Source organism: Polaromonas sp. (genome assembly GCF_030689685.1).
In the GTDB taxonomy this organism is placed as follows: domain Bacteria; phylum Pseudomonadota; class Gammaproteobacteria; order Burkholderiales; family Burkholderiaceae_C; genus Polaromonas.
Window position 1 is genome coordinate 98,512 of sequence record NZ_JAUYEY010000022.1, and the last position, 15,151, is coordinate 113,662.

10 protein-coding genes are annotated in these 15,151 nt (G+C 60.5%); 8 read left to right on the forward strand and 2 right to left on the reverse strand.

From position 1 onward, the window contains the following. Positions 1-7: 7 nt before the first annotated feature. Positions 8-1,906 (reverse strand): bifunctional protein-serine/threonine kinase/phosphatase, encoded by a 1,899-nt coding sequence (locus Q8O29_RS06215; RefSeq protein WP_305561186.1) that lies wholly within the window; start codon positions 1,904-1,906, stop codon positions 8-10. Positions 1,907-2,374: 468 nt separating this feature from the next. Between Q8O29_RS06215 and nirB the strand changes: the two genes are divergently transcribed. From nirB to Q8O29_RS06255, 8 genes are all read left to right on the forward strand, one after another. Beyond that, positions 2,375-4,822: a nitrite reductase large subunit NirB gene (gene nirB / locus Q8O29_RS06220; RefSeq protein ID WP_305561187.1), complete on the forward strand. Its 2,448-nt coding sequence runs from the start codon at positions 2,375-2,377 to the stop codon at positions 4,820-4,822. Continuing rightward, on the forward strand, positions 4,819-5,220 hold the full coding sequence (nirD, locus tag Q8O29_RS06225) for a nitrite reductase small subunit NirD (RefSeq protein WP_305561188.1): 402 nt from the start codon (positions 4,819-4,821) through the stop codon (positions 5,218-5,220). The genes nirB and nirD overlap by 4 nt, the downstream gene beginning before the upstream one ends. Positions 5,221-5,340: 120 nt before the next feature. Next, positions 5,341-8,199, forward strand: coding sequence for a molybdopterin-dependent oxidoreductase (locus Q8O29_RS06230; RefSeq protein ID WP_371134160.1), 2,859 nt, complete (start codon positions 5,341-5,343; stop codon positions 8,197-8,199). Positions 8,200-8,266: 67 nt separating this feature from the next. Next, complete coding sequence (gene ybiB, locus Q8O29_RS06235; protein ID WP_305561189.1) at positions 8,267-9,172, forward strand: DNA-binding protein YbiB; 906 nt, start codon at positions 8,267-8,269, stop codon at positions 9,170-9,172. Then, complete coding sequence (gene cobA / locus Q8O29_RS06240) at positions 9,169-9,960, forward strand: uroporphyrinogen-III C-methyltransferase (RefSeq protein ID WP_305561190.1); 792 nt, start codon at positions 9,169-9,171, stop codon at positions 9,958-9,960. The genes ybiB and cobA overlap by 4 nt, the downstream gene beginning before the upstream one ends. A 96-nt stretch (positions 9,961-10,056) precedes the next feature. Beyond that, on the forward strand, positions 10,057-11,307 hold the full coding sequence (locus Q8O29_RS06245; RefSeq protein ID WP_305561191.1) for an NAD(P)/FAD-dependent oxidoreductase: 1,251 nt from the start codon (positions 10,057-10,059) through the stop codon (positions 11,305-11,307). Positions 11,308-11,535: 228 nt separating this feature from the next. Beyond that, positions 11,536-13,005: a DUF2779 domain-containing protein gene (locus tag Q8O29_RS06250; RefSeq protein ID WP_305561192.1), complete on the forward strand. Its 1,470-nt coding sequence runs from the start codon at positions 11,536-11,538 to the stop codon at positions 13,003-13,005. Positions 13,006-13,008: 3 nt separating this feature from the next. Then, positions 13,009-13,968 carry a YafY family protein gene (locus Q8O29_RS06255; protein WP_305561193.1) on the forward strand — a complete coding sequence of 320 codons (960 nt, stop codon included), beginning with the start codon at positions 13,009-13,011 and terminating at the stop codon, positions 13,966-13,968. A gap of 30 nt (positions 13,969-13,998) precedes the next feature. Here the strand turns inward: Q8O29_RS06255 and Q8O29_RS06260 are convergent, their stop codons facing one another. Next, on the reverse strand, positions 13,999-14,655 hold the full coding sequence (locus Q8O29_RS06260) for a hypothetical protein (RefSeq protein ID WP_305561194.1): 657 nt from the start codon (positions 14,653-14,655) through the stop codon (positions 13,999-14,001). Positions 14,656-15,151 lie beyond the last annotated feature (496 nt).

Sequence of the window (15,151 nt, forward strand, 5' to 3'; positions counted from 1 at the left end):
CCGCCCCCTACCTCGGCAGGAACAGCAGCCAGTAAACCAGCAGGCCATTGAGCAGCACCGACAGCACCAGAGCGATCTTCCACAGTGCCACTGGGTCACGCTGAATCAGCGGGGTTGCCGGAAGTGCGGTCAGCAGGCGCGAGGCACCGCGTTCGATGGCCAGCAGCAGCTCTTCTGCCGTTTCGAATCGCTGGCGCTTGTCGCGCGCCACGGCTTTGAGCACCACATGGTCCAGCCAGATCGGCACCTCGGGGTTGTGCCGGCTGGGCGGTGTGGGGTCGCGGTAATAACGTCCCGCCTGGTAGGGCAACACCTCGCCATACGGCAGCTTGCCGGTGAGCAACTGGTACAAGGTGACGCCCAGCGCAAACAGGTCGCTCTGCGCATCGGCCATTTCTTCCGGGCCGTCCTTGCCCACGGCTGCCGCCCGGCTGCTGAAACCCCACTGCTCCGGGTTGATGTAGCTCGGTGTGCCGGCGTGTAATTTGCGCATGGCCTCGGGCTCACGCCCGGTCAGCGCCACGCCAAGGTCCAGCACGCGCAACACCCCATCTTCGCCCTGGTGCAGGTTGGCAGGCTTGATGTCACGGTGGATCACATGCTGGCGATGCAGCAAACCCAGCGCCGTGACCGCCTGCGTGGCCAGCGACAGCACCTGCGGCAGTCCGAAGCGGTGCTGGCGGTCCAGCATCTGCTGCAGGGTTTCGCCGGCGTGCCAGTCGTACAGCAGGTAAAACGCGCCCAGCTCGCCACCGCCGGGCAAACGGTCATGAATCTGAACCAGGTGGCCGGCCACGCGCGACGACCGCATGCGCCTGGCCAGCCAGGCCTCGTGCGCGAGCATGGCGCGCTCTTGCGGGTCATGCGCGCGCGCCGGGTGCAGGGTTTTGATGGCGTAAAGCTTGCCAGGTGAGGGGGTCCCCTCTTTATCAGCCGGGGCCGCGGAACCGGCTTCGCCGGGCCGCAGGCGCAGCGCCCCCTTATCCTGGACAAGGGGCAGCGCACCGCCGAAGGTACACGAAGTGACAAGCGTGGGGGCCACATACCTGGCTTGGTAAAGCACATTGACGCCGTTGTCAGCCACCAGCGCCGTGATGGTCAGCCCGTCCAGGCTGTCGCCAAGCTTGAGCCTGGCGGGTACGGGAAGTGCCTGCGCCCGGCGGTTCTCGTCATCCAGGGTGGCGTCCAGCAAACCGAGCACGCGCACCACCAGGGCAGTGACGTTGTCCTGCGTGCCGGCTGCCAGCGCCGCATCGACCAGCTGGCGGCTGATGCGCTGCGCCTGATCCTCTGCATGGGCCTGCCCGTCCGCCCCGGCCAGCACCTGGAGTTTTTTGTCGGACATGACGTTGTGCACGCCGTCGGACAGCAGCACAAACACATCGCCGACCTGCAGGTCGCCCTGGGTGTAATCCATCACCAGGCGGTCTTCGGCACCGACGCAGCGCAGCAACTGGTGCCGCAGGTCTGGGTGGTCCATCACATGGTCGGTGGTGAGCTGCGTCATGCGGCCTTCACGCAGCAAGTAGGCGCGGGTGTCCCCCACATGCGCCAGGGCGTAAGACTGGCCGCGCAGCACCAGCGCCGTCAGCGTGGTCAGCCCGATCAAAGGGTGGCGGCGCCGGTTCAGCCCGGCCAGCCAGGCGTTTTGCGCGCCAATGATGCGGTCCAGGGCCACCGTGGTGTCCCAGGTTTCAGGCGTGCCGTAATAGTCGCGCACCAGACTGGTCACGGTGGTTTGCGCCGCCTCCTTGCCCATGCCGCCGGTGCTCACGCCGTCGGCAATGGCAACGATGGAGCCCATGCCCTGCTGCAGCGGATCGGGCAGCATGGCCGCGCAGAAATCTTCGTTGATGCTTTTGCGGCCCGCCAGCGACGTGAAGCCAATATCTATTTCAAATGCCATGCACCAATGTAAGCAAGTTTTGCGCCCGAAGTTGGTGCGCCCAATGATTCATCACCCGGGTGAACCGCTGAGCTGGCGGGCGCAACACGATGCAGCCGGGCGGGTGAAGGCTCACCCTTACCCCAGCCTGAAGGTTTCATTTACTACCAAACCTGGTAGCGTGGGAAACCGTTTAAACAGCCCACCATCAAGGGTCAACCAGGGCTCTGGTCCCTTGGTTACAGGCGTGACAAGCTATGTCATTGATAGCGTTTTTCTTGGTCTGAGCAACCGTGCTGCCAGTCGCTACTCAATGTGACTGCCGCCTTGACGTCTTCGGTCGGCTTTCGCGCGTCTGCAACCACCGCACATCCGCCATGCCTCTTCACAACTCAGAGCAAGCCTGTCCTGGCTTCATGGGGCACGCACCTTGCACCGGGTTGGCATGGCGCTTGCGGTGAACACACTGAATCAATCTGGAGTGATCCGATGAAAAAATCAAAACTGGTGATGGTCGGCAACGGCATGGCCGGCGTGCGCACCATCGAAGAATTGCTCAAGGTCGCGCCCGAGCTGTACGACATCACCGTCTTCGGCGCCGAGCCGCACCCCAACTACAACCGCATTCTGCTCAGCCCGGTGCTGGCCGGCGAGCAGACGCTGGACGAGATCGTCCTGAACAACTGGGACTGGTACAAGGACAACCACATCACGCTGCACGCCGGCAAAAAAGTGGTCGAAGTCGACCGCATCAAACGCATCGTGCGCGCTGACGACGGCACCGAAGAAGAATACGACCGCCTGCTGATGTGCACCGGCTCCAACCCCTTTATTCTGCCGATCCCCGGCAAGGACCTGCAGGGCGTGATCGCCTACCGCGACATTGCCGACACCAACGCGATGATCTGCGCCTCGGTGAAGTACAAAAACGCGGTGGTCATAGGCGGCGGCCTGCTCGGCCTGGAGGCCGCCAATGGCCTGATGCTGCGCGGCATGGATGTGAGTGTGGTGCATGTCATGCCGACATTGATGGAGCGCCAGCTCGACAGCGTGGCGGGAAAGCTGCTACAGAAGTCGCTGGAAGACCGGGGCCTGAAGTTCCTGATGGGTGCGCAGACCCAGGAGCTGGTGGGCGGCGCCGATGGCCGTGTGACCAGTATCAAATTCAAGGACGGCAGCGAGCTGGCCACAGACCTGGTGGTGATGGCCGTCGGCATACGGCCCAACACCGAATTGGCCGAAACAATGCGCCTGCACTGCAACAAGGGCATTGTGGTCAACGACACCCTACAGACGGTCACGGATGCGCGCATTTATTCGGTCGGAGAATGTGCGGCGCATCGCGGCATCGCCTACGGCCTGGTGGCGCCGCTGTTCGAGCAGGCCAAGGTCGCGGCCAACCACCTGGCGCAGTTCGGCATTGGCCGCTACACCGGCTCGTTGACATCGACCAAGCTCAAGGTCACCGGCATTGACCTGTTCTCTGCTGGCGAATTCATGGGTGGCGAGGGCACGGAAGAAATCGTCATGAGCGACCCCTTCGGCGGCGTCTATAAAAAACTCGTCATCAAGGACGACAAACTGATAGGCGCATGCCTGTACGGCGACACGGTAGACGGCAGCTATTACTTCAAACTGCTGCGCGATGGCCGCAGCGTGGGCGACATCCGCGACCGCCTGATGTTTGGCGAGTCGAACATTGGCGACGCTGGCCACGAAGGCCACAGCAAGGCAGCTGCCATGCCGGATTCGGCCGAGGTCTGCGGCTGCAACGGCGTGAACAAGGGCACGATCTGCAAGGCCATCAAGGAAAAAGGCCTGTTCACGCTGGACGAGGTGCGCAAACACACCAAGGCCAGCGCGTCCTGCGGCTCCTGTACCGGCCTGGTCGAGCAGATTTTGATGGCCACCGCCGGCGGCGACTACTCGGCCACCCCCAAACTCAAGGCCATGTGCAGTTGCACCGACCACGGCCACCAGGCGGTACGTGATGCGATCCGCAACAACAAGCTGCTCACGATTGCAGAGACCTTCAAATTCATGGACTGGAAGACGCCCAATGGTTGCGCCAGTTGCCGCCCAGCTATCAATTACTACCTGATCAGCACCTGGCCCAAGGAGGCGAAGGACGATCCGCAAAGCCGCTACATCAACGAGCGCAGCCACGCCAATATCCAGAAAGACGGCACCTACAGCGTGATCCCGCGCATGTGGGGCGGCGAAACCACGGCCAGCGAGCTGCGCCGCATTGCCGACGCGGTGGACAAATACAAAATCCCGACGGTCAAGGTCACGGGCGGGCAGCGTATCGATTTGCTGGGCGTGAAAAAGGAAGACCTGGTCAATGTCTGGAAAGACATCGGCATGCCTTCCGGTCATGCCTATGCCAAGGCCCTGCGCACGGTGAAAACCTGTGTGGGCAGTGAGTGGTGCCGCATGGGCACCCAGGACAGCACACAAATGGGCAAGGACCTGGAGCGCGCGATGTGGCGCATGTACGCGCCGCACAAGGTCAAGTTTGCGGTCAGCGGCTGCCCGCGCAACTGCGCCGAGTCCGGCATCAAGGACGTGGGCATCATCGGCGTCGATTCCGGCTGGGAGATGTACATCGCCGGCAACGGCGGCATCAAGACCGAAGTCGCACACTTCTTCACCAAGCTGAAAACCGCCGCCGAGGTGCTGGAGTACACCGGCGCCTTCTGCGAGTTGTATCGCCAGGAAGGCTGGTACCTGGAGCGCACCGTGCACTACGTCAATCGCGTCGGCCTGGACTATGTGAAGAAAAAAATTCTTGAAGACCACGAGGGCCGCAAAGCCCTGTGGGAACGGCTGCAGTTTGCCCTGGACGGTGAGCCCGACCCGTGGTTTGAGCTGAAGGAAGCAGCGGTCGATACCCGGCAGTTCACCAAACTGGAAAGCGCGGGGGTGGCGGCATGAAGACGAATGAATGGACTGTGATTTGCCGGGTGGAAGACATCCCTGTGCTCGGCTCGCGCCGCGTGGCTCGCCCGCGCGGCGTGGATGTAGCGGTGTTCCGCAACTCTGAAGACCAGGTATTTGCCCTGCTGGACCGCTGCCCGCACAAAGGCGGCCCGCTGAGCCAGGGCATTGTGTTCGGCACCAGCGTGGCCTGCCCGCTGCACAACTGGACCATAGGCCTGGCCGACGGCTGCGCCCAGGGCGCTGACGAAGGCTGCACGCCAAAGTTCGCCTGCAGGGTCGATGGCGGTCAGGTCATGCTGGACCCGGCTGAATTGGCCACGCTGGCCCTGGACCTGGCAGTGCCGGTGGCCGGCCCCCAGGTCTTGTCCCCTCTCCCCCTGGGAGAGGGTTAGGGTGAGGGTAGCTGCGTGACTTTGGCCAAGACGGGGAGCCCTCACCCCCACCCTCTCCCAGGGGGAGAGGGAGTCAAACAGACGCGCTCGACTTGCCCTTACTGCGGCGTGGGCTGTGGCGTGATCATTGAATCGCAGGGTGATGAAATCACGGGTGTGCGCGGCGACCCCGACCACCCGGCCAACTTCGGCAGGTTGTGTACCAAGGGCTCTACCTTGCACCTGACCGCGTCCAACATCGTCACCCGGCAAACCCGGCTGCTGCATCCGATGCGGCGTGAGCAGCGGGGCGGCACGCCGCAACGCATAGGCTGGGACAGCGCGCTGGATTTCGCCAGTGAGAAGTTTGCGCAGATCATCCGCGAGCACGGACCGGATGCCGTCGGCTTCTATATTTCGGGCCAGTTGCTGACCGAAGACTATTACGTCTTCAACAAACTCGCCAAGGGCCTGATAGGCACCAACAACGTCGATACCAACTCCCGCCTGTGCATGAGCAGCGCGGTCGCGGGCTACAAGCAGACGCTGGGCGCCGACGCGCCGCCCAGTTGCTACGACGATGTGAACCACGCGCAATGCATCTTCATCGTCGGCAGCAACACGTCCTATGCCCATCCGATTCTTTTCCGGCGTATCGAAGACGCCAAAGCCGCCAACCCGGCGATGAAGATCATCTTCTGCGATCCGCGCCGCACCGACACCGCAGGCATCGCCGATTTGTACCTGCCGATCCAGCCCGGCACCGATGTGGCGCTGTTCAACGGCATGTTGCACATCATGCTGTGGGAAGGCTGGACGCAACCCGCCTACATTGCAGCCCACACCAGCGGTTTCGACGCGCTGAAAACCACGGTACGCGACTACACGCCCGACATCGTGGCGGACACCTGCGGCATCAAAAAAGAGGACCTGTTCACAGCCGCAAAACTGTTTGCAACTTCGGCGGCGACGCTAAGCCTGTATTGCCAGGGCCTGAACCAGTCCAGCAGCGGCACCGCCAAAAACGCGGCGCTGATCAATCTGCACCTGGCCACCGCTCAGATCGGCAAGCCGGGCGCCGGACCGTTTTCGCTGACCGGCCAGCCCAACGCCATGGGTGGGCGCGAGGTCGGCGGCCTGGCAAATCTGCTCAGTGCACACCGCGATCTGGCCAACCCGCAGCACCGTGCCGAAGTGGCTGCCCTGTGGGGCGTGCCCTCGGTGCCCGAGACGCCGGGTAAAACTGCGGTCGAGATGTTCCAGGCGGCGGCTGACGGCGAGATCAAGGCCTTGTGGATAGCCTGCACCAACCCGGCCCAGTCCATGCCCGATCAGGCCACGGTGCGGCGGGCGCTCGAGCGCGCCGAGCTGGTGGTGGTGCAAGAGGCTTTTGCCACCCCCGCCACCTGCGACTATGCCGACCTGCTGCTGCCAGCCACTACCTGGGGCGAAAAAACCGGCACTGTGACCAACAGCGAGCGGCGCATCAGCCGCGTGCGACCCGCAGTGTCTGCACCGGCGGAAACGCGGCATGACTGGTCGATTGCCGTGGCCTTTGCGCAGCGCCTGGAAAAACTCCTGCCGGTGCAGAAAATCAGCACGCTGTTTCCATGGTCCACGGGCGACGAGACTGCCGCCGTGGAAAACATCTGGAACGAACACCGCGAATCGACACGCGGGCGCGACCTCGACATCACCGGCATGAGTTACGCCATGCTCGAAGCCGCGCCGCAGCAGTGGCCGCTGCTCGAAGGCGAAACCAGCGGCAAGGTGCGCCTGTACGAAGACGGTATTTTTCCAACCGAAAACGGCAAGGCCCGCTTCGTCAACACCGTGTACAAGCCGGTGGCCGAGCCGCGCGAATCACGCTTTCCCTTCTCACTGACCACCGGCCGTCTGCGCGACCAGTGGCATGGCATGAGCCGCACCGGCACGCTGGGCCGCTTGTTTGGGCATGTGGCCGAACCGGCCATCCAGATGAACGCGCAGGACATGGCGCGGCGCCTGCTCAAGGACGGCGACTTGGTGCATGTCACCTCCAAACGCGGCTCCATCGTGGTGCCGCTACAGGCCTCACCCGAAGTCGCGGTCAGCCAGGCCTTTATGGCCATGCACTGGGGCGACGACTACCTGAGCGGCTTGTCGAGCAAGGGCGAGCGGCTGGCCGGTGTCAACGCGCTGACCACTTCGGCGTATTGCCCCAGCTCCAAACAACCCGAGCTCAAACATGCTGCGATCAAAATTCTCAAGGCTGAACTGCCATGGTCGCTGCTGGCCATGGCCTGGCTGTCTGATGACCAGGTGCTGACGGCGCGAGAAAAGCTCAAGCCTTTGATGGCCAGCTTTACCTTCAGCAGTTGTGTGCCGTTTTCCAACGAGGTGCCGCTGGGAGAAGCGGGCCGCCAGCGCACCGGCCTGCTGTTTCGCGCAGCCGGTTTTGAAGCACCCCCCGAAGGTCTGCTGGAAAAAATAGAAAACATTCTCGGCCTGGATGGCGCCGACGCGCTGCGTTACGTAGATAAAAAGAAAGGCCAGCACCGCACGGCACGACTGGTGCGCAAGGGCAAACAACACGAAGAGGCCGAACTTACCGGCTTTGTGCTGGCCGGTGACATCAGCGCACAAGCCTGGATCAAGACCCTGCTACAGGACGAGTTGCCGGCCCAAGCTTATGGCCGCTTGCTGCTGCTGCCCGGGGGCAAGGCGCCGGTAGCGCTGCAAACGCGCGGCAAGCCGGTGTGCAGTTGCTTCAGCGTGAGCGATACCGAGATCGGCACCTGCCTGAACGAGATCACCCAGGCGGCAGGCGGCGCCGGATATCTGGCCAGCGATGCCGACCGCCTGCGTTTGCTGCAAGACAAGCTCAAATGCGGCACCAACTGCGGCTCCTGCGTGCCCGAGATCAAACGCATCGTCCGGACTGCGACCGAAGCCCGGCACCTGCCCCCACCCACCGCCGGTGGCGAACGCACCGTGATTCCGATCAAGGTCCTCGCCTGATCGGGGCCCTGTCGGGTGCGCTTAAGCTCATAACGAATAAGTTATCTGCCTTCGCCGACAATCACGCATGTCCATCGCTCAGTACATCAAGGTCATAGGCTGCGGAAAAGACGGCGCCAGGCCGCTCACGCGCGAGCAGGCGGCAGACCTGTTCGGCCAGGTGCTCGATGGCAGCGTGACCGACCTGGAGATTGGCGGCTTTTGCCTGGCTATGCGCATCAAAGGCGAAACACCCGAAGAGATGGCGGGTTTTCTGGACGCCACCTACCAGCGCATGTATCGTTTTCCGGCCAGTGACAGGCCCACCGTGGTGCTGCCCAGTTACAACGGCGCCCGCAAGCTGCCGGTGCTCACGCCCCTGCTGGCGCTGCTGCTGGCGCGTGAAGGCTTGCCGGTGCTGGTGCATGGCACCGCCACCGAGTCCAGCCGGGTATTTACGTCAAATGTGCTTGCAGCCCTTGATGTACATGCGCAAGCAGCTATTAAAACGATAGCAAATGGCGAAGTGGTATTTGCCCCCACAGAACTGCTGTGCCCGGGCCTCAAGCGCCTGCTGGACGTGCGGCGCGCTGTCGGCCTGCGCAACCCGGCGCACAGCCTGGTCAAAATCATGAACCCCTGCCTGGGCAAGGCGCTGGTGGTCAGCAGCTACACGCACCCTGAATATGCGATTTCGATGGGCCAGACCTTTGAGCTGACGGCAGCCAACGCCCTGCTGCTGCGCGGCACCGAGGGCGAGGTGGTGGCCGATGCACGCCGCACGCCGCAGATGGAAGCATTCATCGGCGGACAACGCACGCTGCTGCAGGAGGCCCAGCCCGGCACACTGGCCAGCGTGCCCGACCTGCCTCTAGAAATTGACAGCAACAGCACCGCCGTCTATATCCGCGCGGTGATGTCGGGCTCACACGCCGTGCCAGCATCGATAACACGGCAGGTGGAACATATCTTGCAATTAACTTTGCAACTATGACAAGCGGCAAACACACTCCTTCTTCAAACGGCCACTGCACCCTGGTGGGTGCGGGCCCGGGCGACCCGGAGCTGCTGACTATCAAAGCGCTCAAGGCCATCCAGGCGGCAACCGTTTTGCTGGTGGACGATCTGGTCAGTGACGACATCGTCGCCTATGCCAGGCCAGACGCGCGCATTGTTCACGTTGGCAAACGCGGCGGCTGCAAATCAACGCCGCAGGAGTTCATTGAAAAGCTCATGATCATGGCCGTGCGCGAAGGCGAAAACGTGGTGCGCCTCAAGGGTGGTGACCCCTTCATCTTCGGGCGCGGCGGAGAAGAGGTCGAGCAGCTGCGCGCCGCCGGCATTGAAGTGCGGGTTATCAACGGCATCACCGCCGGCCTGGCCGCCGTGAGCGCGCTGGGCGTGCCGCTGACGCACCGCCAGCATGCCCACGGTGTGGTGTTTGTCACCGGCCATGCCAAACCGGGCGACGAAGGCACCGACTGGCGCATGCTGGCCAACACCGCTTTCAAGGCCAAACTGACCCTGGTGATTTACATGGGCGTCAGCGGCGCTGGTCGTATCCAGAGCGAATTGCTGACGGGTCTGCCCGCCTCTACCCCAGTGGCCGTGATCCAGAACGCCTCGTTGCCCACACAACGCCACATCACCACCACGCTCGGCCAACTGGCTGAAGCCATCAGCGAGTCCGGCCTGGCCAGCCCGTCGGTCATCGTGGTCGGCAACGTGGTCAGCGGTATTGCGGCCGCTGCCGAAAACCCGGCACTTTTTCGCGCGGCCTGAGAGCACTGCCCGGCTACACTCGCCTGTCCCGGACGGCTTGAGTTGCTCTACTTTTGATAGCTGCTCGCGCCCGTCCCATATGGGCTGGAGGCCGATTTGACTCAAAAATTTGATGTGGTGGTGGTGGGAGCTGGCGCCGCAGGCCTGTTCTGCGCCAGCCTGGCCGGCCAGCGCGGCCTCAAGGTGCTGCTGCTGGACCACAGCGAAAAAGTCGCCGAGAAAATCCGCATCTCGGGCGGCGGCCGCTGCAACTTCACGAATCGCGACACCACACCGGCGAACTTCCTCAGCGAGAACCCGCACTTCTGCCGCTCTGCCCTGTCGCGCTACACGCCGCAGGACTTTATCGCCCTGCTACAGCGCCACCAGATTCCCTTCCACGAAAAACACAAAGGCCAGTTGTTTTGCGACCGCTCGGCCGAGGACGTCATCAACCTGCTGCTGGCCGAGTGCGCGGCCGGTGGGGTCACGCGCTGGCAGCCTTGCAGCATCAAAAGCATCACCAGCCTTCAACAGACGGGCGCAAGCAGCTATCAAATTGAGAGCGACCGGGGCCTGATTGAAGCACCGCAGGTGGTGGTTGCCACCGGCGGTCTGTCGATTCCCAAGATAGGCGCGACTGATTTTGGCTACCGCATCGCCAAACAGTTCGGCCTGCGTCTGGTCGAGCCGCGCGCTGGTCTGGTGCCGCTGACCTTTGACGGTGAGACCTGGACGCCTTACGCCCAGCTTTCCGGCCTGGCGCTGCCGGTGCTGATCGAAACCGGTGCGCCGGACGCCACGCCCAAGCAGCGCAAAAAAGCCGCCGTGTTTGCCGAAGACCTGCTGTTCACGCATCGCGGCCTGAGCGGCCCGGCAGTGCTGCAGATCTCCAGCTTCTGGCGCGAAGGCCAGCCAGTGCGCATCAACCTCGCACCCGGCGTGGACCTGCCCACCCTGCTGCGGCGCGCCAAGGCCAGCTCGAAAAAACTGATCGCCAATGAGCTTGCGGCGCTGGTGCCCAGCCGACTGGCCGACGCCTGGGTCAGCCGCGATGCGGCCTGGCAAAAACCCATCAACGACGCCACCGACAAGGCCCTGACCGCCCTGGCCGACCGCCTGCAGGACTGGCAGCTGATACCGACGGGCACCGAGGGCTACAAAAAGGCCGAGGTCACGCTGGGCGGTATTGACACCCGCGATCTGTCGTCCCAGACGATGGAGTCGAAGCAGCCAGGCCTGTATTTCATTGGCGAAGTGGTGGACGTCACCGGTTGGCTCGGTGGTTACAACTTCCAGTGGGCCTGGGCCTCGGCGCACGCCTGTGCAACTGCGCTCGCAGATCGCCAACAAGACGATGTGACCTGATTGATCAACATTAGCTGGGTACGAGGATGCGCAAAACACAGGTTTACTTGAAAACCTGACGCAACGGGAACGAGGGAGCGTTCATGTTCGGAGTAGCAAATTCTTTGCCCGATTGTTTGCGACACAAAATGTCGCACTCAAGCAAACAATTAACTTCGAATCAAAACTGAACCAGCAAGCTCCGTATCCAGACAAGTCCCTATGCGCACTTTTTCAAAATCAAAACTGATGGCACTCCGCCAGTGTCAAAAGCGTTTATGGCTGGAGGTGCATCGCCGTGATCTGCGGGAAGACTCTTCAAGTACCGAGGCTATTTTTCAGACAGGTCATCAGGTCGGTGAGTTGGCACAACGCATTTACGACCCCGAGAATCTTGGTGCTCTGATCGATGTACAGACCGAGGGCTTTGCGCGTGCGTTTGAGCGCAGCGCCGAATTGCTCCACGCAGCACAACCCATCTTTGAAGCCGGTTTCTCAGCCGGTGGTGCCCTGGCCTTCGCCGACGTCATGCTGCCTGAACAACAAGACGGCCAACGGGTCTGGCGCATGGTGGAAGTCAAATCATCCACCAGCGTGAAGGACTACCACCGCGATGACGTGGCCGTGCAAGCCTTTGTAGCCCAATCCGCTGGCGTTGCGCTGCAGTCCATTTCACTGGCTCACATTGACAGTTCGTGGACTTATCCGGGTGACGGGGACTACTGCGGGCTCTTGAAAGAAAACGATTTAACAGCAGAAGCTTTCTCAAGAACCGAAGAAGTCAAATCCTGGATTGCCCAGGCGCAGCTTGTCAGCGCCAGTCCTGTAGAACCAGCTATCGAAATAGGAGCGCATTGCGACACGCCTTTTGCCTGCGGCTTTTACGACTATTGCAGCCGTGACGAGCCGAAAGCGGAATACCCGGTCTATTGGCTGCCCTACATCGGTGCTAAAGCGGCAACACTCGCCGAGCAGGGCGTGATCGACCTCAGAAACGTGCCAGACGATTTTCTCAACGCCAGGCAGCAACGGGTAAAAACCCACACCCTGGCCAATACGGTGTTCTTCGATGCGGTCGGTGCCGCAGCGGATCTGGCTGCGCATAGCCTGCCCGCGCATTTTCTCGACTTCGAGACCATCCAGTTTGCCGTGCCGATCTGGAAAGGCACGCGCCCCTATCAGCAGAACACCTTCCAGTTCAGCCTGCACACCTTATCCTCTTCGGGTCAGCTTGATCACACTGAATTCCTCGATATTTCGGGTAATGACCCATCCGAGCCCTTTGCCCGTGCATTGATCACCGCCTGTAGTCAGAGTGGGCCTGTATACGTGTACAACGCCGGGTTTGAAACGGCGCGCATGAGCGAGCTGGCAATCCGTTATCCGCCGTTGAGTCAGGACCTGCGGGCCATCAACGCCCGGGTGGTCGATCTGCTGTCCATCGCACGCGAGCGCTACTATCATCCCAGCCAGCAAGGCAGTTGGAGCATCAAAAAGGTGCTGCCTGCCGTGGCGCCGGAACTGCGCTACGACGCCCTTGACGGCGTGCGGGATGGCGGCATGGCGATGGAGGCTTTCCTGGAGGCGATCCATCCCGACACCAGCGCTGAACGGAAAAAACAGATCGAACAACAATTGCTGGCCTACTGCAAGCTCGATACTTACGCCATGGTTCGCCTTTGGCAGGTGTTTGCAGGACGTACTGAACTGAAGGTCTGACCTATGCCCAAACGACCAGGCTCGCTGGAAACACTACAGCTTTCGCATGAGCTTTTGCGGCGCATTCCCAAGGGGCGAACGATCACAGCGCCGGAGTTGCATCACCAACTGAGAGAGGCTGGCTACGAGCGTGAGATGCGCACTATTCAGCGCCAGTTGGAAACACTGACCGCGTTCTATGACATTGAGAGGGATGACAGCAGCAAGCCCTATCGTTATCGCTGGAAAGAGAGTGCCAGAGGGCTGTCTCTACCCGGGTTGAGCGCTCAGGAATCCTTGCTACTCACACTGGCCGAACAGCAACTGCGCAATCTGCTGCCAGCCAAACTGATGAATTCAATGCAAGGCTTCTTCAGGCAGGCACGCGGGCAGTTGGATGAAAAGGGCACGACCCAGCGCGAGCGCGAGTGGCTGGACAAAGTGCGCGTGGTCAGCACCAGCCAGCCGCTGCTACCGCCCAAAATCGATGCCGACGTTTTTCAGCAAGTCAGCGACGCGCTCTACGGCAACCAGTGGTTAGACGTTGACTATAAAAATGCCGAAGGGGACAGAAAAACTTCTCGGGTTATGCCCCTGGGTCTGGCCCAGCAAGGACCTCGCATGTATCTCGTTTGCAGGTATGAGGGCTACGACAACGAACGCTGCCTGGCGCTGCACCGCTTTGTATGGGCCAAAGCGTCAACCCTGACTTTTGAACGTCCCAAGGATTTCGACCTCAAGCAATTCGATGACGCTGGACGCTTTGGCTACGGCGACGGCACGAAGATTCGGCTGAGTTTTCGGATAACAAAAGAAGCCGGGCTTCATGTGGTGGAGTGCCCGCTGTCTCTTGACCAGCAAGTGGTGGAGCTGGATAACGTCTACGAGATTACGGCGACGGTAGTGGATACGGATATGCTCGATTGGTGGTTGCGGGGGTTTGGCGATGCGGTTAGACACATCAATAAAATCCCCTCCGCCTAAATGCTTCCAATTACAGGCTTAGTCATAGATTTAGCGTTTTTTACTTTTACTGGCGTTCACACAAATCGACTCGATAGCTCTTTTTTCAAGACCAGAGCGGCGCAGAAAGTTCGGGTGGTAAGTACGAAATATGTTGCCTCCCAAGGTCGGCGACTCGATCTTACAAAGTTGACGGACAGTGAATCCTTCGATTGGAATTTGCTTCGCTTGCAGTAGTTCAGTTATCCGCAAATCGTAGCTTGGACCGGTGAGAAAAATTATTACGTCTGGCGCGATAAGCCTGAGCTCTTCAAGCAAGAGGAAATCAAGTTCTGACAAGATACGTTGATTGCCTGTAGACGGACGTTTACGCTCTTGATCGTATCGATGGAGATTTAGCCATGCCGATGAATAAGTAGAGGTTGTCAGTGCACTTTCCAGCTTTCGAATCACGTTCCAAAATGGACTGGAGTAATAGTCTTTACCTAAATTAAAGTCAGTGTATTCGGCCATTTGAAGTGCAATGTCGGACTGACTGGCCCAGCCGTTAGTCTCTTGGCCAACGAATGCAACCTTGGTAGTCGATACCCAATAAGCATCATTTGGAGAAATGAGAAAAGGTCCCTCCATATTGCCGGTACAGCGCGACTTGACATCAAGGATCTTCGGTTTTTGTCGTGTGTAAAGTTCAAATAGGGTTTGGTTCATGACTAAATTATCCATCACGCAAGAATTTGGGGGCGGCACTCAAGCAGACCTCGCCAGTTACGACACTGGTCTTCATAAGCAGCCCAGTTAGCTCCTTGTTCCGCTGTAGTCCACGACTCAGCGAGGCACTGCGCCAATCTGCATAGGTCAACCACTGCGGGGGCGTTGTTAATACCGGTCACCTCTTGAACTTCAACTTTCGGATATCTTTCCGTCCTGTCGTACCTAAGGGCTACCGTGCCGGCGACTCCAGTCTTTGTATGCACCCCATACAATGCCACACCTTCGATCACGTAGTTCACGACAGTCGATGGGTATTGAAGGCAGTTGTTGCATGCTTTTCCATGCAATATTACAAGGTCAAGGCTGTTCAGTGGTTGTAATTCCATTTCTACTTCATAAATGAAGTAATCAAGGAGCTCACAATCCAATCCCAAGAGACAATGGTGCGCACAGTTTCAGGGTTTTGCTCCAAAGTTCTGAGTCCCAGTGCAAG